General features: G+C 41.1%; 20 protein-coding genes. 18 read left to right on the top strand and 2 right to left on the bottom strand.

Annotation, left to right across the window (positions count from 1 at the left end):
* Positions 1-175 precede the first annotated feature (175 nt).
* The 15 genes from E7747_RS01405 (at position 176) to E7747_RS01340 (ending at position 17,686) form a co-directional block, all read left to right on the top strand.
* Positions 176-1,348, top strand: a complete 1,173-nt coding sequence (locus E7747_RS01405; protein ID WP_136413631.1) for a DNA cytosine methyltransferase — start codon at positions 176-178, stop codon at positions 1,346-1,348.
* Positions 1,345-2,532: a DNA cytosine methyltransferase gene (locus E7747_RS01400; protein WP_136413629.1), complete on the top strand. Its 1,188-nt coding sequence runs from the start codon at positions 1,345-1,347 to the stop codon at positions 2,530-2,532. The genes E7747_RS01405 and E7747_RS01400 overlap by 4 nt, the downstream gene beginning before the upstream one ends.
* A gap of 403 nt (positions 2,533-2,935) precedes the next feature.
* On the top strand, positions 2,936-4,618 hold the full coding sequence (locus E7747_RS01395; protein WP_136413627.1) for an AAA family ATPase: 1,683 nt from the start codon (positions 2,936-2,938) through the stop codon (positions 4,616-4,618).
* Positions 4,615-6,879: an LlaJI family restriction endonuclease gene (locus tag E7747_RS01390; protein WP_136413626.1), complete on the top strand. Its 2,265-nt coding sequence runs from the start codon at positions 4,615-4,617 to the stop codon at positions 6,877-6,879. Before E7747_RS01395 ends, E7747_RS01390 begins: the two co-directional genes overlap by 4 nt.
* A 141-nt stretch (positions 6,880-7,020) precedes the next feature.
* Complete coding sequence (locus E7747_RS01385) at positions 7,021-8,172, top strand: SIR2 family protein (protein ID WP_168185179.1); 1,152 nt, start codon at positions 7,021-7,023, stop codon at positions 8,170-8,172.
* A 2-nt stretch (positions 8,173-8,174) separates the two neighbouring features.
* Complete coding sequence (locus E7747_RS01380) at positions 8,175-9,071, top strand: helicase HerA domain-containing protein (protein ID WP_136413622.1); 897 nt, start codon at positions 8,175-8,177, stop codon at positions 9,069-9,071.
* 105 nt (positions 9,072-9,176) lie between these two features.
* Positions 9,177-10,283 carry an IS4 family transposase gene (locus tag E7747_RS01375; RefSeq protein WP_136413620.1) on the top strand — a complete coding sequence of 369 codons (1,107 nt, stop codon included), beginning with the start codon at positions 9,177-9,179 and terminating at the stop codon, positions 10,281-10,283.
* A gap of 90 nt (positions 10,284-10,373) precedes the next feature.
* Entirely contained in the window at positions 10,374-11,294 is a 921-nt protein-coding gene (locus E7747_RS01370; RefSeq protein ID WP_136413618.1) for an ATP-binding protein, read from the top strand.
* Between the two features lie 37 nt (positions 11,295-11,331).
* Positions 11,332-12,009 carry a hypothetical protein gene (locus E7747_RS01365; RefSeq protein ID WP_136413616.1) on the top strand — a complete coding sequence of 226 codons (678 nt, stop codon included), beginning with the start codon at positions 11,332-11,334 and terminating at the stop codon, positions 12,007-12,009.
* 8 nt (positions 12,010-12,017) lie between these two features.
* Entirely contained in the window at positions 12,018-13,019 is a 1,002-nt protein-coding gene (locus E7747_RS01360; RefSeq protein ID WP_136413614.1) for a toll/interleukin-1 receptor domain-containing protein, read from the top strand.
* 44 nt (positions 13,020-13,063) lie between these two features.
* Positions 13,064-13,810: a Fic family protein gene (locus E7747_RS01355; RefSeq protein ID WP_317130217.1), complete on the top strand. Its 747-nt coding sequence runs from the start codon at positions 13,064-13,066 to the stop codon at positions 13,808-13,810.
* Positions 13,786-14,133 (top strand): winged helix-turn-helix transcriptional regulator, encoded by a 348-nt coding sequence (locus E7747_RS17340; protein ID WP_317130216.1) that lies wholly within the window; start codon positions 13,786-13,788, stop codon positions 14,131-14,133. The genes E7747_RS01355 and E7747_RS17340 overlap by 25 nt, the downstream gene beginning before the upstream one ends.
* A gap of 112 nt (positions 14,134-14,245) precedes the next feature.
* The gene (locus E7747_RS01350) at positions 14,246-14,503 is read left to right on the top strand and encodes a winged helix-turn-helix domain-containing protein (RefSeq protein ID WP_168185178.1); all 258 of its coding nucleotides are present in this window, start codon (positions 14,246-14,248) and stop codon (positions 14,501-14,503) included.
* A 47-nt stretch (positions 14,504-14,550) separates the two neighbouring features.
* Positions 14,551-17,298, top strand: a complete 2,748-nt coding sequence (locus E7747_RS01345; RefSeq protein ID WP_136413610.1) for an AAA domain-containing protein — start codon at positions 14,551-14,553, stop codon at positions 17,296-17,298.
* Positions 17,288-17,686, top strand: a complete 399-nt coding sequence (locus tag E7747_RS01340; protein WP_136413608.1) for an antitoxin VbhA family protein — start codon at positions 17,288-17,290, stop codon at positions 17,684-17,686. The genes E7747_RS01345 and E7747_RS01340 overlap by 11 nt, the downstream gene beginning before the upstream one ends.
* A gap of 65 nt (positions 17,687-17,751) precedes the next feature.
* Here E7747_RS01340 and E7747_RS01335 read toward each other — a convergent pair whose 3' ends face one another.
* Both E7747_RS01335 and E7747_RS01330 read right to left on the bottom strand, forming a co-directional pair.
* Entirely contained in the window at positions 17,752-18,333 is a 582-nt protein-coding gene (locus tag E7747_RS01335) for a metallophosphoesterase (RefSeq protein WP_136413606.1), read from the bottom strand.
* A complete protein-coding gene (locus E7747_RS01330; protein WP_136413604.1) occupies positions 18,317-19,102 on the bottom strand; it encodes a metallophosphoesterase in 786 nt (261 codons plus the stop codon). The genes E7747_RS01335 and E7747_RS01330 overlap by 17 nt, the downstream gene beginning before the upstream one ends.
* A 542-nt stretch (positions 19,103-19,644) precedes the next feature.
* On the opposite strand from E7747_RS01330, the gene E7747_RS01325 reads away from it, so the two are divergent.
* The 3 genes from E7747_RS01325 to E7747_RS01315 all read left to right on the top strand — a co-directional run bounded on the left by E7747_RS01325 (position 19,645) and on the right by E7747_RS01315 (position 21,284).
* A complete protein-coding gene (locus E7747_RS01325; protein WP_136413602.1) occupies positions 19,645-20,016 on the top strand; it encodes an ISAon1 family transposase N-terminal region protein in 372 nt (123 codons plus the stop codon).
* Complete coding sequence (locus E7747_RS01320; RefSeq protein WP_228449224.1) at positions 19,985-20,956, top strand: ISAon1 family transposase; 972 nt, start codon at positions 19,985-19,987, stop codon at positions 20,954-20,956. Before E7747_RS01325 ends, E7747_RS01320 begins: the two co-directional genes overlap by 32 nt.
* Positions 20,957-21,083: 127 nt before the next feature.
* Entirely contained in the window at positions 21,084-21,284 is a 201-nt protein-coding gene (locus E7747_RS01315) for a helix-turn-helix domain-containing protein (RefSeq protein WP_135040515.1), read from the top strand.
* The last annotated feature ends 1 nt before the right edge of the window (position 21,285 follow it).

Raw genomic sequence — 21,285 nt, 5'->3', positions numbered from 1 at the left:
CGCCGACAGCTGAAGTCTTGAAAAATTTTCGTAACTTTGCAATCTAACGCGCTTGCGCTGACATCAGACCAATCATGTAAGTATTAACTTATATACAATATATTAAGGAACTTCCTCGTGGACGCAAAAGGTTTGGTCGCCTGTCAGCTCTGCCTGGAGGTTCTTTTATTATTACATGGCAGCTAAACACGGTAGCGGAACTGAACAAAACTGTCAATCTAATATAGATATTGATGGACTCTCATGGGTCTATCGTCAATTCTCGCATCCCGAAAGAACGATACGACTTGGTTCCCTATTCAGTGGAATAGGGGCGATAGAGTATGCCTTCAAACGTTTAGGACTAAAGCATAAGATTGCCTTTGCAGGAGACATTGACAAAAAATGTAAGGAAACTTACTTTGCAAACTATGAAATTGAGGACAACCAATGGCATACCGACGTATGTGAATTTAATGCTCGTCCTCACAAGGGAAAAGTAGACATTGTTGTCGGTGGCGCGCCGTGTCAAGCATTTTCAACTGTCGGAGCTCAGTTGGGATTTGAAGATACACGAGGAACATTATTTCGGGAGTTTGCTCGTGTTATCAAGGAATGTCAGCCTAAGTTGTTTATTTTCGAGAATGTCCAGGGCTTGTTTCGTCATGACGGAGGTAGAACATGGGATGTCATAAGGCACACTTTTGAAAATTATTGTGGTTATGATATTCATTTTCAACTCTTGAACGCCCGTGATTACGGAATACCTCAAACGAGAGAGCGATTATTCTGTATTGGTTTCAAGAAACCTACAGAGTTTAAGTATCCTGCTCCAATACCACTATCATACCGCATGTATGATTTTATGGAGGATTACAAATCCAAACCGTTTACCGTTGAAGGAGAAGCTATAAAGATGCTTGGCGTTTCAGAGGACAGACGTGAAGGAATACTATCAGGAGATTTACAGCCTGAGTTCAATGAATTTGTTTTCCAATTATCGGATGTAGAGGATAAATACTATCTATCCGAAAAGGTTGCCAAGTATGTATTGGCAGGTGGAACGAAGACATTCAAGACTTCTACGAAGACGGACTTGGATGTAGCAAGGCCATTACTGCAATCGATGCACAAAATGCATAGAGCAGGAGTTGACAACTACGTTTCATACAATAAATCCAAAGGTATCAATGGATTGCGAAAGTTGACACCGAGGGAATGTTTTAGATTAATGGGATTTCGTGACGACTTTAAAATTGTAGTCGCGAATACATCCGCATATCAGCAAGCGGGGAACAGTATTGTAGTAGATGTCCTTATTGCTTTATTAAAGCAATTGGATATAACAAAATATGGCATAAGCGAATGAAAAAGGCAAATGACGACATACAGAATACAACGGCCAATATTGATTCAAAAGATCATGATTGGAGAACCTTTTCGTTTGCTTTTCCAAAGAGGAAGATCCGGCTTGGGACAACCTTTAGTGGCATTGGCGCGATAGAACATGCGTTCAAAAGATTAGGACTTTCAGCGGAAATTGTTTTTGCTGGGGATATTGACGAAAATTGTAAAAAGGCTTATTTCGCCAACTATGATATTTCGGAAGATCGATGGCATAAGGATATCCATAAGCTAGATGCAACGCCTTACGACGGTCAAGTCGACTTGTTTGTAGGAGGTGCTCCTTGTCAGGCTTTTTCTCAAAGAGGAAAACATGGTGGATTTGATGATACGAGAGGTACTTTGTTTAGAGAGTTTGCTCGCATTGTTATGGAGTGCCACCCCAAAGTCTTTATATTTGAGAATGTCAAGGGTATGCTCTCTCACGACAAAGGTCGAACATGGCAGACAATTCATAGAACTTTTGTTGAGGACTGTGGCTACGATGTGCATTATCAAGTTCTGAATAGCAAGAACTATGGCATACCTCAGAGCAGGGACAGGATATACTGTATCGGGTTCCAAAAAGATACAGAATTTAAATTTCCTCATCCTATCAATTTGGAGCGCTCAGTTATTGACTTGTTGGAAACGAAGATTCACAACAAATATTTTCTCAAAGATAAGGGATTTAAGTTTATCACCCAAACCATCAATCATAAGAAAAGTTATACTCAGATTAACGGTAGGATAATGCTGTGCCAAAAGCGAAATCAGCAGTTCAATTGGCATGGAGATTTCGTTTTTCATCCCTATGTATCCTCCATCCATCAGAGTCCGGACTTTTCGTCCATGCTTCATGAACTTAAAAATGGAGAAGAGAAATATTTTATAACGGATAATATATCAGAGTACATAATTCAGCCTTGCGAGGATAATTACCAGATTATGATTAAGGAGCAGCTTAGTCCGGATTTCCCCGTGGCAAAAGGTTGGTTTAGAAAATTTACTCCACGTGAATGCCTGCGATTAATGGGATTTGATGACAGTTTCAAGATAGTTGTCTCAGATACGGAGACTTATAAGCAATCAGGTAACAGTATTGTTGTCGATGTCCTGATAGCTATTTTACGGCAACTGGATATCACTAAATACGGATACGATGGCTGACATTATATGCAGGTGGCGAAATGCTACCGCCAAGACAGTATGCCAATTCGTCTCTGTTCTTCCAAAAGAACGGATGAGTTCAGAGCGGTTCAGAGACATCATGGATAAGCAAACGCTTTTCCCCGATTATTTCAGAACTGCTTACCAGTTAGCTTGCCAACTTGGTTTGTATTGTGAAGAGAACAATACGTACACGCCTCGTTTTACTCACGACCTGAGCGAAGCTGAGGCAAGCACCTATTTATCGCACTGGATAAGGTGGTACTATGCCCCAAATCCTTTTACAAAAAGTTTGAAAGCGAGTGATACCCCCAAGTATTTAGTCAGCGAGTTACTTCATTATGTAGAGAAGAATGGCCCAAGCCCCATTAAAGAGGCCTTGGAAAACATTTACGATGATCAAATGGGTAATCTTGACATTGTAACAAATGCCATCAACAACTTCTCACATATCCTAAAAATAGAAAATCAAATAGTATCCCTCACCGATAATTGCATGGACTATATGAGCGATATGCCAAACAGAAACGACAGAGATTCGTTTTTTAATAATTTTGAAATAAGAAACGATAATCAACACAGCAACCCCCTTGACGAGCCGTTGCAGGTGATTTACTATGGCGCGCCGGGTACGGGCAAGTCTTATTCCATCGACCAAGCTACTGACACGTTTGGCGCGATACGCACAACATTCCATCCGGACAGTGACTATGCTTCATTTGTCGGGGCATATAAGCCAACGATGGAGGATGTCCCTATGTCGGCTACATATCAGACAAAGGAAGGAACTTTCGGTGAATACCTTACAAAAACAAAGCAACATCCCGGCACCGAAAAGAAGATTGTCTACAAATACGTGCCGCAGGCATTTCTGAAAGCATACGTTGCGGCATGGAGCAATCTCGACGAGCCGTATTTTCTCGTTATCGAGGAAATCAACCGTGGCAACTGCGCCCAGATATTCGGTGACCTGTTCCAGTTGCTCGACCGCAACAACGCGGGTAGCTCTTCATACGCCATCCATGCCGACGAGGATATTGCCCAATTCCTCAGTTCCGATTCCAAAGGATTCGCCGGACTGTCAGACGAGCAGAAAGAAGCTATCCGCACCTTCGTACTGTCGAAAGACAGCGGCAAGACCGTTTCGCTCGGCCAGGATATACTTGACGGTAAACTCTTGCTTCTGCCGCCCAATCTCTACATTTGGGCTACGATGAACACAAGCGACCAGTCGCTTTTCCCCATTGACTCCGCTTTCAAGCGTCGTTGGAACTGGAAGTATATGCCTATCAAGTACAATCCCCTTGACAAGAAAACTCAGCAGCCGATTGATTGGAAATTCCAAATCGGTGACAACCTCTATTCTTGGGGGCAATTCCTTGGCAAAATCAACCCCGAAATCTATACGCTTACCGAATCTTCGGACAAGCAGATGGGCTATTTCTTTGCCAAGGCCGATAATGCCACCGGCATTATCTCCGAGGATGTTTTCTTGAACAAGGTGCTGTTCTATCTCTGGACTGACGTATTCAAAGACTTCGACGTATCGAGTGAACTTTTCAAAAACAAGAAAGCCAACCGCTCGTTCCGCTTCACCGACTTCTTCGAGGACTCAGAAGCTCTTGGCAACTTCATTGCCAACTTAAACCTCAATATCGTCGAGATTGACATTAACTCAATCGAAGACGAAGAACCTTTAGATGGCGAAGCCTCGGAAAATAGTCAAAGCCAACGTGATTTATCTCGTTACTCCATAAATGGCGAGGGTAAGAATAACAAGCGTCAGACAGTACTTCGCTCTCTCCGAAAATACGTCGAAGCAAATCCTTCGCTTACCGCCACACAAGTAATCGAGAAATGGAATGCTGTAAACCCGCAGCTTCCTTACTTCATTCTTTCTACATCAGAATATGAAGCTCGAATCGCTGATTTACCAAATCAGCGCGACCGCTATTGGTCCGTCACAACCGGAGATGGCGAAAAGGTTTATATCACAAATCAATGGAATGCGAACCGCATCAGGGAGTTTATGAACCTTGTAAATAGCTCTGACCTTGGCATCCACATCGAAAAAGTGTCTGAATGAAACTACTGATTGAAGAATACCAATATAACGTAGCCGACGTTGAAAACGTGCTTGACGGGCTTTTTACCCTGCAAGACGTTGAGCAGAAAGTGTCGGTCAGCTACGTTGGGTATTATTACAATCCGCACCCCGAAGTTCGCGACGTAGTTTTCATTCTCCCGAAAGTGCTTATCGACGAGCAGGGATTGGTCTTTGGCGAATACGAGCCGAAAGACCTTATCCACCTCGACGATGCGAAAATGGACGAGAAGCACCGCAAGTTCATCTACGAATTTGCCGTGTGGATTCACCGCGCAATAGTAGTCTACAACGACTCGCACGAGAAGAACGAAATCGTTCTCCACCGCCAGATTCAAGACGAGGGGAAAGGCTCGCACAAGAAAAAGAGCAACACGCTCCTTGATGTTATCCTTTCGCTAATACGCTTCAATAAGGAAAATCAGCAGTTCTTCACTTTCATACTGAAGAACCTGCACTCCGGCTTCAACAAGATAAACTGGGGCAAGACCATTGCCCGGACTACGGCCATTGTTCAGGACAGCAGCCCGACCTACCTTAACCCGGTCAACAAAAAGCGTCAGGTGAATTTCGATGAAGAACTCATTGTAATCTTCTTCTCAATTCTGCAATACATATCGGACACATACGGCTTCCGCTCAAACATAAACTTCGGTTTCAAGCTCATCACCGGTGCCAAGTTCAAGCGATACCTTGACGGCTTCGGGCGTACACGCCTGCGTCAGATAAAGTATAAATACTTCTCTGACACCGCCGTCAAACTTTGGGATTTGTGTTATGCTTTCTTCGATAAGACATACAAAATCCGCGTCAATACCTCGCAAAGCGAATACTTGCTAGTGAAATCATTCCACATAGTCTTCGAGGCGATGATTGACGAACTTATCGGTGACACCGACATACCGCGTGGCCTGAAAGAACAGGATGATGGTAAGCTCGTTGACCACTTCTATACCTACGACGGTCTGCTCATTGACGATAAAGCCGACGATGATATTTACTACATCGGCGATTCCAAGTATTATAAAATCGGCAATTCGCTCGGTAAGGAATCCATCTACAAACAGCGCACCTATGCGCGTAATGTAATCCAATGGAATCTTGATATATGGCTCAATGGCAAGCCACACAAGCCGAACATGGCCGACCCATTCGAGCGCATACAACTATTCGATGAAGTTACCGAGGGCTACAATGTTATCCCTAACTTCTTCATCTCAGCCTCCATCGACAAGAAAACCCTGTCGTATGAAGATTATACCGAGCCGCATCCCAATCAGCCGCCGGTCAGCCGTCAGTTCAAGAACCGACTTTACGACCGCGACACGCTGTTGCTCTCGCATTACGATGTGAATTTTCTCTTTGTGCTTGCGCTTTACGCTCGCAACAATGCTGGGACAAAAGCCGCGTGGCGGCACAGCGTTCGCGACAAATTTCGTCGTGCCGTACAGGATATGCTCAAAGAGAAATTCGAATTTTACGCTCTGGCAGCTCACCCCGATGTCGATGCCTCGTCCTACTTCAAAGCGCACTTTCAGGAAACCCTCGGCAAGACTTTCCGACCTTACGAGAACCAACAGCTTTTCTCGCTCGCGCTCGATAGGGAGTTCCCGGCTGACAACGACCGCTTGCTGACCTCGCTCGGCGAGAACTTCTATGTAGTTCCTGTGAAACTCGGCGAGGATCCTTCGGACAGTCTCAGTGTAGAACGCTCTCGCAAAGGCGACATTGAGAGTCCCGGTGGCATGGGCAAGTTCCTAACTTGCCTTGTGCGTAAGGAAGAAATAGGTGAATACGGACGTAATAATATTGCGAAGCTCTATCAACTCTTCTACAACCACGAGGCAGAGGGCGCGACTTATGTTATGCTCAATATGCCCGGAGGTGATATATCTGAAGCTAAGTATCTGTTGCCTCTCATCGACAACACCATCGACGGTTACTATGACATTGAGCGCATCTCGTTCGGCTCACGTACGAAGGTGACGAAGGACGGTCAATATATCCCGAATTACCCCACTCTCCGTATAAAGATTGGTGCATATCATCCACTCGAACGCCGTTGCACCGAAGGCATCGTTCCCCGCATGGCAAATCAAATTTGGAGCTACGCCCAACTCCAGAATGTCATGGTCAGGACCAACGCCTATTCCATTGGTGACGCAGGTTCCAATCTTGCAGAAGAACCAGAGTTCGTGTATGGCGACGAAGAACCAGAAGACCTGGACTACATCGAAAATTGAGATTATTAGAAAAAACGCACAGTTATGAATATATGTCAACTTGGACAGTTACGGAACGTAGTACAATCATCCCATATAAATTTTTTATTTGGGTCAGGATTGTCATGTCCATTCTTATCCACACTAAACTCAATAGAACGATTGTTGACCAACGCACAACAAATAAAAGATAACAAGCTTAAACAGATTGTTGAGGCATCTTTATTTGCAGAGTATTTTAGTTCTGTTATGTATCCTTGTATTACTGAACATATTACTGGTGAACTGAAAGAGAAATATGACATTGTTATTTCAAACTATTCTGAATTTTTGAGAATATGGAATGCAATAATGTCACATCGTTCAACTTCTTTGTTAGATAAGACAGTTAATATCTTTACAACCAACATCGACAATCTTGTTGAGACCGCTGCTGAAAAATTAAAATTGGAGTTCAACGATGGTTTCCATGGGCATTTACATCCTATATTTAGAGAGGATAGCTTTAATAATGTCTTGACTAAGATTAGCCCAATATATCAAAATCTTGCACAGATACCTATATTCAACTATATTAAGATCCATGGTTCCATAAATTGGATAGAATCTACTATAGAATCTGGTTATCTAACCTATGATAGGCCACTTGATCTCATCCGTAAAATTCAGGATTGTCTAAAAAAGGTGCCAGAGGGACATTTGATTTCTAAAATTGCTCCATTGGAAACAATTGATTCACTAAAGGAGAAGGCAGAAAACATAGCACAGGGGGATGACTATGTTTTGCCAAAGGAAATCACTGAGTTCATGGATACATATAAAGAACTCGTTATGATACATCCCCGTAAAACAAAATTCAAAGAGAGCGTTATTGATTCCCACTTTTATGAATTGATGAGACGTTTTTCAAACGCCTTGGAACAAACTAACGCAATCTTATTTGTTTCCGGTTTTTCATTCGCCGACGAACACATCGCAAAGATAACTATGCGAGCTGCAAATACAAATCCAACACTTCAAATAATAGTATTTGCATATACAGACGAAAAGGTGATGGAGATTGAAAATAATCTAAGCTTAGCTGGAAGTGCAATAAACCATAACATTCAGATTATGTCTCCACAGCTATACTATGAAGCACAAGATGAAAAGACGCGGGAGATACTAGATAAGCAGTGTTTTAGAACGATACAGAAGATTAAAATGGATGAAGATGGCAAGACGAAAAGCAAGCAACTGGTAACATTTCAACCATTCTCCTTAAAAGTGCTGAATAACGTTGTGTTCAATAAACTTCGGGCTATCGTAGAATAATTATGTCAAAACAAAATTGCCTCAAAGATTCAATTTTTAGAATTGGAGAGATTTATGCTGTAAATGGTCGCGAAATAACCATCAAAGTAGATAAGAATAAAAACTTATCACATATTCTTTATCAAGGCCAGTTGGTGAAGAATGTATCTGTCGGCAGTTATCTCAAAATCAAGAAGGGATTTAATCGCCTCGTTGCAAAAGTAGAGGGAGAGCTTCTTAAGGAGAATCACATTAATGAGGATTATCATAGTCAAGAGGATCGATTATTCCGCTTCCTAATCGTAAAAATCATTGGGTATTTTGATGGATCTATGTATCATAAAGGTATTAAAGAAATCCCACTGATTGGTGACATTTGCTATTTATTGGACAATGAGGAATTTGCGTTAATACATAGATTTGCTGCTCCCGATGAGATTGCCATAAATCTAGGCCATATCATAAGTGATGAAAATATACCTGTAGAGATAAGTATCGATAAACTCTTTGCATCACATGTTGGAATTTTTGGAAACACAGGTAGTGGGAAAAGTCATACACTTGCAAAGCTTTATCAAGAGCTGTTTGCAAAAATGGGTCAGTATAAAAAATTCAAAGAAACAGCGAGATTTGTTCTATTTGACTTCAATGGTGAATATTCATCCAATGACGTTATAACACCATCAAAGACTATTTTCAATTTGTCTTCTATGTCGGGAACAAAAGATAAGCTGCCTATTTCATTAGATGATTTAATACGTCTGGAAACCCTTAGTATTCTTTCTGACGCAACGGAAAAAACTCAGCAACCGTTTCTTAAAAGAACAATTAGACTATATAATAGAGTAACTCAACACGAGACCTACGAAGAAATTGAGAATCACTTTAAGAATTTGATAAAGAAATTTTTTAGTAGATGACAAAAATTAATTTTTGTCAGTTATATGATTGATTTTTAATTAGTTATTACTTGTAAAAGTCCCTGAAAATTAGTAACTTTAAAGAAAAGTTTGACCGCTTTTTCCATGAAAGTTACGACAACTCTCAGGGACAATGGCAAAGTTAATCAAATTGTCCCGATTATGCAAGAGCATCTTGGCTCGGTAATGAATCTTGCCCGCATAAAATTGCTTGCGTTTGTTCTTCAGGCACTTTGCGTTGTGCAGACAGTCAGTCTCCACAAGATAGCATCTGCAATGCCTACGTGTGTGGAGCGTGATTCCAACCTGCGCCGTCTGCAAAGGTTCCTTGCCGGATATGCCCTCAACCTTGACCTTATCGCCAAAGTGATATTTGCTCTTCTGCCCGTCAAGACAGGACTGGTCCTGAGCCTTGACCGCACCAACTGGAAATTCGGTGAGGTCAACATCAATATCCTTATGCTTGGTGTCACTTACAAGGGTGTTGCCTTTCCTCTGCTCTTTACCATGCTCGACAAACGCGGCAATTCCAATTGGAAAGAACGGACGTGGCTGATTGATAGATTTATACGATTGTTCGGAGCCGAGTGTATCGACTCTCTTGTTGCCGACCGCGAGTTTGTCGGCAAGGAATGGGTCGAATATCTCAACAACAGACGCATCCGATACTATCTGCGGATTAAACAGAATTTTTGGTTGCGCAATCCCAAATCCTGCCAGGATGTCAGGGCGTGGCATCTGTTTCACGGTCTTAAGCTCGGCCAGGAACGTGTCTACGACAAGCTGTTTCTCCTCAAAGGGGAATATGTCTATATTTCCGGAGCCTTGCTGAAAAACTCCGATGGCGTGCCTGAACTGCAAATTCTGATTTGTTATAACCGCCCCGAAGAGGCCGTTGCCACTTACAAACAACGATGGCAGATTGAGACATGCTTCAGAGCTATGAAATCCTCCGGCTTCAACATCGAGGACACCCACCTGCGCGACATCAACCGCATCGCTCGTCTTACGGCGATGGTCTGCATGGCTCTTGTATGGGCGTATCTCGTTGGTGAACATAAAGATATAAATATTAAACCGATAAGGATTCTGAAACATGGAAGAAAGGCAAAGTCGCTTGTCAAGTATGGTTTGGAGGAGATTGCGACCATACTTCTGCGTCCGGCTTATACTACTAAATTCGATGTTTTCAAATTTTTGTCATGTACTTAAAAGAAATTTATCAGAGATATCATATTACTTAAAGATGTTCAAAGAGAACGATATCTACTCGACTTAATCAACCAAATACTGATAAACGGCTTGACTGAAGATTGGGCAGATAAATCTGTTTTTGATGGCATTGATCTATATAATACTGGTTCAATACATATTATAGGAACAAAGATTTTTCTTGATTCAGACAACTACGATGAAAATATCAATCGGTTAGTGCTTAGCTCCATGTTGGAGGAATACAAGATTCCAAATAATCCACTTGAACGATTTGTCGCATTTCTTTACCTTCGTTTAATAATGGACGTTGTTGAGAATAGAGCTAATAATGAGCATATTGCTCCCGTTGTTAGGCGACTTGAATCATTCATTGCAGACATGCCTAATGTATTTGATGTTAGCAATGATACGGATATCTTTAAAGGGAACAATATTTCAATCATAAATCTCAATGATTTAAAGATTGAATTAAAAAAACTAATTCCTTTAATGATTTCGATGTCATTATATCGCAAACATAAAGTTAAGACAAAGGGGAGTTTGCGATTTTTGAACATTATTATAGATGAAGCCCATAATATCCTTTCTACTCAATCTAAGCGAGAAACAGAGAGTTGGAAAGATTATAGACTTGAGACTTATGAAGAAATTATTAAAGAAGGACGCAAATTTGGAGTTTTCTTAACAATATCAAGCCAACGCCCATCGGATATATCTCCTACCATTGTTTCTCAGTTGCATAATTACCTAATCCATCGTCTTGTCAACAATAGAGATGTGGAGATGATAGAGAAGGCTGTTGCTTATTTAGATAAGATTTCGATTGAATCATTGCCAATACTTCCCGTAGGGGCTTGTATACTTTCAGGTCAGATTGCAGACTTGCCTATAGTCATGCAAGTCTCTCAGTTGCCTCTATCTGTTCAACCAAGAGCCAAACTATCAAATTGTCTGAAAATTGGGTCGACGATGAATGTAATGATGAATATGAAGATGACGATTACATAGATGATGCTGATAGAGATATAGATGAAAACTTGTAAAAATGAAAAAAGAGAAAATCGATAAATTAAAACAGGAACTTTCTCTCAAATATCCTCATATTAAGTTTATAGGATTACTTGGGACTGGTAATCACGGGGTTGCCTTTGCTCTACCTGAAGGCAAAGCACTGAAATTAACCTCTGATTCACAAGAGGTGTTTGTATGCAACGCTCTTCAAGGTCATCATTGTAAATATCTATGTAATATTGAATCTATGGGAGACTTTTACTCCGTCAGTGAGGAGCGAATGTACACATGGATTATTATGGAACAACTATATAAATCATCAGAACAAAAATGGGTTAATGATGCTTTTAACGACTTTAGACATGCATGGTTTTCTCTTTTTCCAGATAGCTCACTCTGCAAATTTCTAACTTGGAGCGATCTATGGTCAATATACAAGAACAAAGAACTCGCTAAAATCAATCGTTGCATAATGCTGTGTAAAAATTATATATCGCATATCAATGACGATGAGGACACGTTCATAAAATTCTCAAATAAACAAATATCCACACGGATACATAATGTATCTGTTTTCTTTGAATTCATAGAAAACGCATATGATGAATTGTTTAGTATATGTCCCGAAGGACGAATTGACTTGAATGAAGGTAACTTCATGTTTGATAAGACAGGCAACTTAAAAGTCCTCGACATGCAAACATTTATGTAAACTCTATTATGTTAGATGTATTCAAGACATATTATAGAACCGTCCACAATTTTCTGAAATATCAGAATCAAAAGGCTTTTGAACTATTTATAGAGGAGAATCTATATGAAATTTTTGATAATCACGATAATTGGAACGGTGGAATTGACTACTTTACCATCGAATTAAAGGTTTCGGTAGAACAATATCTTCAAATAAAAGGTGATGACGAAAATATAATTATAGAAGATATTACTGATGCATTCAATAATGCTCTTAAGAGCAATGAGTCGCTTGTAATTAACAAAATAATCATTGTACCATACGATGATGCTACCGTTTATACACCTACAACAGAACCTATATGGGGTCTGGATTATTTTCGTCTTTTCATAAGTCATATCTCAGAAAATAAAGTCTCGGCGAAGAATCTTAAAGTCTGCTTAGAGAAATGGGGGATTCACGGCTTTGTAGCCCACGAAGACATAGAACCATCTAAAGAATGGTCCTCGATTCTAACTGATGCTCTATTTTCAATGAACGCTCTTTGCGCCATATTAGTAAAAAGATTTAGATATAGTAGTTGGTGTGATCAAGAGGTTGGAATAGCATTGGGACAAAACAAATTATGTATTCCTATAAAAAAAGACATTATTCCTTATGGCTTCTTGGGTAGATATCAAATGATTAAAGCCGATGGTCTTGATGCATCCCATGTCGCACAAAAGGTTGCAGAATGTGTGTTTAAAGATGAACGTACTCATGGTATCTACTGTAACAGTTTAGCCAAACTTCTCATTAATTCAAAGACATCCGAAAAAGCATTACAATGGATTGACGTAATTAATAGCTTTCCAACAATAGAACGTGTCTATGCGGAATTAATTTACAAAGAATACTCCCATAATCCAATTTTATTACAACCTGACGTGTTGCAAGGCATCAATAGTTTATTAAAACGATATAATATGTCAACTTCATTATTTATTTTTGGAGACCATGAGACCTCTGCTGAAGATTTGCCGTTCTAACTATTATACAGAAATAAGAGTAGTATCATTTAAGAGAACAATATATGAGCGAATTTGACGAGTACATAGTCCACGGTGAACCGGAACAGAAAGAGAGGGCGGATGCTTGGCAAACGGCAATCGGTCTTCAGGATGTGGATGGGTTGAAGGTTTCGACCTATCTCCTTGACACTGCGCGTCAGCATATCGAGGGTGACATTACCATTGATGAGGCTCGCGACCGCATCAAGGTTTATTATGAGACCAAGTCGGGACATGATGCTGTGGATGAAGAGGGAGACAAGGCTTCCGTCAACATTGCAAAGATTCTCAGTGAACCATCGTTTGCTTTCTCTTTAGTTGGGCTTACATCTATTCATCGGCGTATCTTTGACGGTGTATTCAAGTTTGCCGGACAATTGCGACAGGTCGAACTAAGTAAGAAAGAATGGGTGCTTGGAGGTAGTGCCTCCGTAAGTTATCAGCCTGCTATTGACTTACGCGAAGCTATCGAATATGACCTGTCACGGGAGAAAGAGTTTGACTATTCAAATCGCCCGATGGCTGAGATTATCAAGCATCTGTCTCAGTTTGTCGCAGACCTGTGGCAGATCCATCCTTTTCGTGAGGGTAATACTCGCACAACTGCGGTATTCCTCATAAAGTATCTCCGCTCGATGGGTATTCCGGCAACCAACGATATGTTCAAGGAACATTCATGGCATTTTCGCAATGCACTCGTCAGAGCATCATATAAAGGGTTGAATATCACTCCCACAACCGAATTTTGGAGCGATTCCTGCGCAATGTGATTCTCGGCGAAAAGAATGAACTACGCAACCGTGATATGCTTGTCGGAGCTTCCCTTCCTGCTCCTGCAATTCAAAGTGCAACCGAAGATAGTCCAAAGAGCAATATTTGTACTTTAGACTGCACTTTGGAGGAAACAGCCATACTCCGCTGTATAGAATCCAATCCCAAGATGACCCAAAAGGAAATGGCTTCGACAATTCGTAAATCAGAGCGCACAGTCAAGACCATTACGTCAGCCCTCGTCGAGAAAGGAATCATTGTGCGTCGCAACGGTCGTCGTAACGGCTGGTGGGAAATCCTCACTAAAGAAATTATTGGATAATTTTCGCCCAACTTAACAACTGAATCATGACACTACCGATAAATTTTAAGACTGTCTTTCATTCCTCGTCCGTATCCCCTGCCATGAAGGAGAAGAAGGTATCTCTCGGGCATTGCTTAATGGTAACGAAAATGACCCTGTAAATGACCCTGTAAATGACCCTGTAAAAGGAGAAGAGACTCTTGAAAAGAATCTTCATTCAATATATAATATAATTAAAGGTAGTCCTTCAGCGACTTACTCTGACATTGCTAATCAATTAAATAAATCAATCGCTACAGTAAAAAGAAATCTTAAAAAATTGAAAGAGTTTGGCATTATCAAAAGAGAGGGATCTGACAAAACCGGCAGATGGATAATTATGAAATAACCTCTGTTTTTGAACGGTATCAAGTAACTTTGTAGGCATAGTAACAGATGAATCTCGAAAATCATATCATAATAATCAATGGGGTGGACAAGACATATCAGGTTGATTCCATCCGACTTGACGGTTATAAATACGCCATCAAATTTCAGAATACTGATAAAATCTATTCTTACTCAAGAGACAATGTTTTGTGGCTAACAAATCCGATCACAATAGATTTTGAGAACTGTCACATTTTTGTCAATGGCATAAAGGAAAAGAATATTCAGGCAGTTCATTTGTTTGCCCAAAATACAACTAAATATTATGCTATAACTTATAGTAAAGGTTTTGTCAAACATTACTCAGGAAGCGAGGTTGACATTCGTCGTTCATGTTTGACCGGTGAGGCAATAAACGTGTTTGATTATCTTAAACAATGTGCGGGAATAAATACTCTTGGGATTAATGTGGAGGATGAATCGTCAGAAGGAATATTATCATCGGTTTATGCCCGAATTGATTTTGTTGATGAATCAACCGTTGCATCCAGTTATATTAACCCCAATCAGGGTATAAAACGTTTTAATCTTGAAACTCCATTATTCCCTTTTGGTTGCAACTCAAGTCAGATGCGAGCTGTGAAAGCAGCTCTAACCAATCAGATAAGTGTTATCCAAGGACCTCCGGGAACAGGTAAGACTCAGACGATTCTCAACATTATCGCGAACCTGTTGAGAGATAAGAAATCTGTTTTAGTGGTTTCCAGTAATAACTCCGCGACAGAGAATGTATTGGAAAAACTCGCTAAAAATGGGCTCGATTTTCTGGTTGCTTCATTAGGCAAAAAAGAGAATAAAGAAGCTTTTATTGCAAATCAACCTCCGTTGAATCCGCAAATTCAAACGTGGAACAAGACCACAATGGAGACAAACCGTGCATATCATGAAGTCAAAGACAGCCTTGAGAAAGTTGAGAACATCTTCGATATGCAGGAAAGGCTGGCAATATGCCGTCAGGAATTAGCTGAGGTAGAAGTAGAAATGTCTCATTATAAACAAGAGCATCCCGATAAATTCAGCAATAAAGAAGTCAAGACATCCTCATCCAAGATTCTCAAAATATTAAGTCGAATAAAAACATTCTCAAAATATCAACATGACTCAAATGGCCTTTTGAATCGTTTCAAACGTCTTTTTGATAAATTCAGTCTTGAACTACGCCTTAGATTATCATTTGACATAAAGGACGAATTGACAGCAGAATCAATTTCCCGGATTATCTTACTGCTCAACTGGCTGTTCTATATACGTAGAGTCCATGAACTTAGATCTGAGATTGATGATTTAGAAACCAATCTATCTCAACTTAATGCTGATGCCTTAATGAAGTCTCTGACTGAAAGTTCAATGGAAGTCCTTAAAGCCTCTTTAGCCCACCGATATAAGGCAGAACGACCAATCATAGATTCTGTAAAGGATTTATTCAACAATGGGGAATCTGTATTAGCCGATTATCCTATTATACTTAGTACCACATTCTCATCAAAGACCTGCTTCAATAGTGACACCATCTTTGACTATGTCATTATGGACGAAGCATCTCAGGTTTCAGTTGAAACCGGCTTATTAGCTCTGACATGCGCGAGAAATGCTGTTATTGTAGGAGATACCATGCAACTGCCGAACGTGATTACCGAAGATGATAGATTAAAAATGGATGAGATTAGGAAATCAACAAATATCTCCGATTCATATGATGCCTCCAATCACAGCTTCTTAAGCTCTGTATTAGCGACAATTCCTAACGTTCCGGAGACGCTACTTCGTGAACATTATCGTTGTCATCCCGATATAATCAACTTTTGCAATCAGAAATTCTATGGCGGAAATCTGCTCATCATGACAAAGCGGAGCGATATCAAGAAACATCTGTTAGTTCTTACGACCGCTCCCGGACAGCATTGCAGAGGTCATTATAACCAACGTGAAATCGATGCAGTGAAAATTGAGCTAATGCCGTTGCTTGATAATTTCAAGGATACGGGTATAATCGCACCATACAATAGTCAGGTTAATCAATTTCATTATCAGATTCCCGAAATTGAAGTAGCGACAGTGCATAAATATCAAGGGCGAGAAAAAGATACCATAATTATGAGTGTTACGGATGATTCTATTACTGAATTTGCCGATAACGCTAACCTTCTGAATGTAGCAGTCTCTCGAGCTAAAAACAAATTTTGCCTTGTTGTAACCGGTAATCCACAGGAACTTAACGGTAATATTCATGATCTAATCAATTACATCAAATATCAGCAAGGGATTGTTATACAGAGTAAACTTCGTTCAATCTTTGATTATCTTTTTTCTCAAATTCAGGCTTATAATCGCGATAATGAGCCTGTATCTGAATACGATTCGGAAAATCTGACTTTTGATTTAATTGAGAATATCCGAACAAATTATCCTCACCTGTCTCACATCAAGGCTCTTTGTCATTATCCTATGCAGTATCTTATAAACGATACACAGGGCTTATCAGAACGGGAGAGAAAATATGCTCTGCATCCATCAACGCATATTGACTTTTTAGTCATCAACCGAGTTACGAAAGAGCCTCTTCTTGCGGTTGAGACAGACGGTTATAGCTTCCATAATGAAAAGACTGAACAGTTTCAAAGAGACCGCATGAAAGACAGAATCCTTGAATCATTCGGTCTTCCACTACTGCGGCTTTCAACAGTAGGTCATGGTGAAGAACAAAAAATTGTTGACATACTAAATAAAGGAATTAATAACAATAATGGAATATAGTAAGAAATATCAGGAGCTTGTGGAGTTGTCGCATAGCGAAAACCCTGAAATAAAAGATAAGGCTGATGCGTGGCTTACCAGTATCGGACTGCAAGGTGCAGCCGAACTGAAGGTTTCAGCGTTTTTGCTTGATTTGGCAATCAGAAACGTAAAGGGCGAAATCTCCCGTGACGAAGTAAGCCAACGGTTAAAGGAGCACTATGGCGATACAGTATTTGTAGAGCCTAAATCTGGACTTGATGGTAGATATGAAATCATCCCTCCCGATTCTCCAAGAATAAAGGAGATTGAAGAATACAATCGTAAACTCCGCCCGGCACTATATGCCGAACTTGACAAGAGAAAGAAAAGAGAGAAGATCTCTTCGGAGGATTCTCAGACAAATTGATTTTCGATAATCATTATGCAAAAAGCTCCAAACCGATAATTGTGGGGTTGGAGCTTTTTTCAGATTTACTTCCTTGTTGTTTCGATTTGTTTCAGGATTTTTGTCCTGACTTGCTCGAATGACAAGGGCGTGAAATTGTTATTGTCAACTCCGACATCAAGTTGAGTCGGATAAAGATACTGGAGACGCCTGGCATCTATTCCGGTATTGGAAGGGCGAGTGTGAACGTGTCCGAACAACTGCCACACGTCATCATTGTACCCTCCCTCAAAACACAGGTAGGGATAGTGGCTGAGGTAGATTTTCTTTTTCCCTATCTCTATGCGCATCGCCATTGCAACATGTTCAAAGCGTTCGATAAAACCGTGCCTGATGTTTTTGAGATCGTGATTACCGAGAATCAGATAAATCCGGCCGTTGAGTCGATTAAGAATCTTATTCCACTCTTCTGCGCCTCCAAGGCAAAAGTCTCCAAGGTGGAACAATGTATCGTCTTCACCGACAACACTATTCCAGTTGTCTATCATCGCCTCGTTCATCTCATCAGTGCTTTTGAAAGGACGCTGACAATATTGGATGATATTGGTATGATTGAAATGGGTATCCGATGTAAAAAACACCTTATCCCCGTCAAATTTGTAGTTCATTGTCTTCAATTTCTATTATGGCATCCCGGCGGAAACTGGTTTGCTCTCCGTGGAATGTATAGCCCAACTGATTGCATATACACCGGGTATTGCCTATTATTTTGTTTATGTTTCGATGTGAATGACCGTATATCCAATAGTCTATACGACTGTCGGCTATATAGTTGCCCAATTCCACGGTGAATGCGCCGTTGATTGGACTTCTTTTGAACTCATCAGCCATCAGCGCAAAAGACGGCACGTGGTGAGTTGCGACAATCACGTGTTGAGCGTTGCTTTCAGCAACACTCCGCTCAATGAATTCGCGGCACATTTCATGTTCCTGATTGAAACGTTGTGTAGAAAGTCGGAACTGTCCGTTGCGTATTCTATGGAAATCGGTTACACCTCGCTCGGTCTGGAATTCCTCGTAGGGAGGAATTTTTGCCCAAAGAGTAGATGCTATAAGCTCTATATCTTGAGATATGGGAATAACACAGTTATAGACCGCCTTTACATTTGGGCGAATGTTGAGTTGCCAACCTTCGTGAAGCTCGTTAATGTTAAAACCTTTATAGAGCTCGTGATTACCGGGAATGACTATTGTCTGCCGGAAGTTCTCGGCACACCAACCCCAGAACGGATGCCGTTCGTAGTTTTCATCTCCGAGATAACCAATGTCACCGGCAAGAACGAGTACGTCGCCGACGGGCAACAAGGGATTATCTTTGAGCCATCTGCAGTTTTCATGAAACTCCAGATGTAAATCAGATGCGTATTGGATTTTCATACATTTTTTGTTTAGTTGTTGAAACGTTAGTACTTACTGTGTCCGCAGCTAATCGTGGTGGAGAAGGTTAAACCAATATGGACACAAAAAACAACTGTCGGGAAGTTGGTAAAGACTTTCCGACAGTTGGTGTATTTCAGTTCGTCTGTTTTGACGATTAATTTATCTCGGTAGAGCCACTGAAACAACGCAGTCGGGAATTTCCGCGTAATGATGTAGTATTTGCTGACAGCACACAAGGCATGCTTTCGGAGCGTTTTAAGCTCTGAATGCCTGTTGTAGTTGGTATATTATAATGCTGTCTAAACATCTGTTTCAGAATTTGTGGGCGCAAAGTTAATACTTTTTCACAATTCAACCAAATTATTTTTAGAATATGAATACTTTACGCCTAATCTCGTTCATAAAAGTACAACATATAATACTCTATTCGTTCCAAATACTTTTACTGGGCAACTGTATTAATGAAAGTATGCTTTATCATACGGGCCAAGCCGAAATCCCGGTGCATGTAATTTCTCGTAAATTGTTAAATTTGTGTCATGAAAACATCGGAAGCATTCTGGATGTTCTTGCCCCAGGGGCTGGACGAACTGTTTGAGATGGTGCGCTTCGAACGCACAGAACAGGCATATGACATATGGCTTGATGAGAAAAAGAAACTCTCTGACGAGGACTGCCGTAATCCGAACATAGTCGCGCGAGGCTATACGGAATACGTTACAATACAGGACTATCCGCTTCGAGGTCGCCCCGTATATCTCCACATGCGCAAGAATAAGTGGTGGGACAAGCAGACCAATGATATATTCTCATACAACCTCGAACTCCCCAACGAGGAAGGCACACGACTCAGCTCCGAGTTTGTGGCTTTTTTAAAAGATGAAGGTGGAGACGACAGCCCTGTCGATTAAGCATATAGCGCAGATGTACTGCGTCAACGGCAAACATTTTGCCGACTTGTACCGCAATAAGATAAGCGGTTACGCCGACTGGTGCGACCGGGAGCTTGGTTGTGGGTTCTATTTCAATGCCGCCAATATTGGTCCGTACATGAGCCTTGACGAGACGTGTCTGAGCAACGGCGAGGTATGGACGTTCCTGACCAACAAGGACGGCCACGGATGCAAGGGAACACTTGCGGCAGCCATTCCTGGAACAAAGAGTGACGAAATTATATCCATACTCATCGGAGCTATGGGGAAATCAATCAGACGCAGGGTCAAGGAAGTGACCTGCGATCTTTCGCCGTCAATGATGCTTATCGCCGCAGAAGTGTTCTATAACGCCCATGTTGTCAACGACCGTTTTCATGTCCAACAGGTCTATAATGAGGCCGTTGACGAAATCCGCATCGACATTCGCCGACAGCTCATCGCAGAGGAAAACAACCGCGACAAGTCCGAACCGCCGGTAACGTACTCCAACGGAGAGACCATGCGCCAGATACTGGCCCGCAGCAAGCATACGCTGATGATATCGCAGAACAAATGGTCTGACATACAGCGCCATCGTGTCAACATACTGTTCAAATACTATCCAATATTGAAGGCTGCATACAGCCTTGCGATGGAGCTGCGCAAGATTTTCAACGCTAAAATCTCACCGACAAAAGCCATGGGTCGGATGAACAAGTGGTATGAAAAGGTAATGGCATTGGGTAACAACAATTTCCGCTCTGTCATCAAGACATTCAAGAACCACGCCCCAACTATCCTGAACTACTTCCGTCGTCGTGCGACCAATGCTTCCGCCGAAGCATTCAACTCTAAAGTCAAGATTTTCCGCTCGCAAATGCGCGGCGTCAGAGACCGAGACTTCTTCATCTTCCGCCTGGTCAAACTGTACGCTTGAATATTTAACACTTCGGTCTACTCAATTTAACATATGCACCGGGATTTCGGCTTGACCCTATCATACTCTTATTTGGTTGCGTCAGGATTTCTTGCTATATTTGCACAAAAGTTCACTATGTCATACTATGGAGCTTAAAGATATAATGAAGCAACGTAGGGAAATCCTATCCCTCACACAACAGGATCTCGCTGAAATGGCGCAGGTCGGAGTTGCCACAATCAAGGATATTGAGCGTGGCAAGGGAAATCCTGCACTAAACACCGTAAAGAAGATTCTTGAAGTGCTTGGTATTGAGATAGATTATAAGGTACGACAGACTATATAAT

This window comes from Duncaniella dubosii, from assembly GCF_004803915.1.
Classification (GTDB): domain Bacteria; phylum Bacteroidota; class Bacteroidia; order Bacteroidales; family Muribaculaceae; genus Duncaniella; species Duncaniella dubosii.
This window is presented reverse-complemented; position numbering and strand designations above follow the sequence as displayed.

Bases quoted from the DNA above. Each gene is read 5' to 3' on its own strand.
- E7747_RS01405 (WP_136413631.1), top strand. From the start codon at position 176: ATGGCAGCTAAACACGGTAGCGGAACTGAACAAAACTGTCAATCTAAT.
- E7747_RS01400 (WP_136413629.1), top strand. From the start codon at position 1,345: ATGAAAAAGGCAAATGACGACATACAGAATACAACGGCCAATATTGAT.
- E7747_RS01395 (WP_136413627.1), top strand. From the start codon at position 2,936: ATGGGTAATCTTGACATTGTAACAAATGCCATCAACAACTTCTCACAT.
- E7747_RS01390 (WP_136413626.1), top strand. From the start codon at position 4,615: ATGAAACTACTGATTGAAGAATACCAATATAACGTAGCCGACGTTGAA.
- E7747_RS01380 (WP_136413622.1), top strand. From the start codon at position 8,175: ATGTCAAAACAAAATTGCCTCAAAGATTCAATTTTTAGAATTGGAGAG.
- E7747_RS01375 (WP_136413620.1), top strand. From the start codon at position 9,177: ATGAAAGTTACGACAACTCTCAGGGACAATGGCAAAGTTAATCAAATT.
- E7747_RS01365 (WP_136413616.1), top strand. From the start codon at position 11,332: ATGAAAAAAGAGAAAATCGATAAATTAAAACAGGAACTTTCTCTCAAA.
- E7747_RS01360 (WP_136413614.1), top strand. From the start codon at position 12,018: ATGTTAGATGTATTCAAGACATATTATAGAACCGTCCACAATTTTCTG.
- E7747_RS01355 (WP_317130217.1), top strand. From the start codon at position 13,064: ATGAGCGAATTTGACGAGTACATAGTCCACGGTGAACCGGAACAGAAA.
- E7747_RS01345 (WP_136413610.1), top strand. From the start codon at position 14,551: ATGAATCTCGAAAATCATATCATAATAATCAATGGGGTGGACAAGACA.
- E7747_RS01340 (WP_136413608.1), top strand. From the start codon at position 17,288: ATGGAATATAGTAAGAAATATCAGGAGCTTGTGGAGTTGTCGCATAGC.
- E7747_RS01335 (WP_136413606.1), bottom strand. From the start codon at position 18,333: ATGAACTACAAATTTGACGGGGATAAGGTGTTTTTTACATCGGATACC.
- E7747_RS01330 (WP_136413604.1), bottom strand. From the start codon at position 19,102: ATGAAAATCCAATACGCATCTGATTTACATCTGGAGTTTCATGAAAAC.
- E7747_RS01325 (WP_136413602.1), top strand. From the start codon at position 19,645: ATGAAAACATCGGAAGCATTCTGGATGTTCTTGCCCCAGGGGCTGGAC.
- E7747_RS01320 (WP_228449224.1), top strand. From the start codon at position 19,985: ATGAAGGTGGAGACGACAGCCCTGTCGATTAAGCATATAGCGCAGATG.
- E7747_RS01315 (WP_135040515.1), top strand. From the start codon at position 21,084: ATGGAGCTTAAAGATATAATGAAGCAACGTAGGGAAATCCTATCCCTC.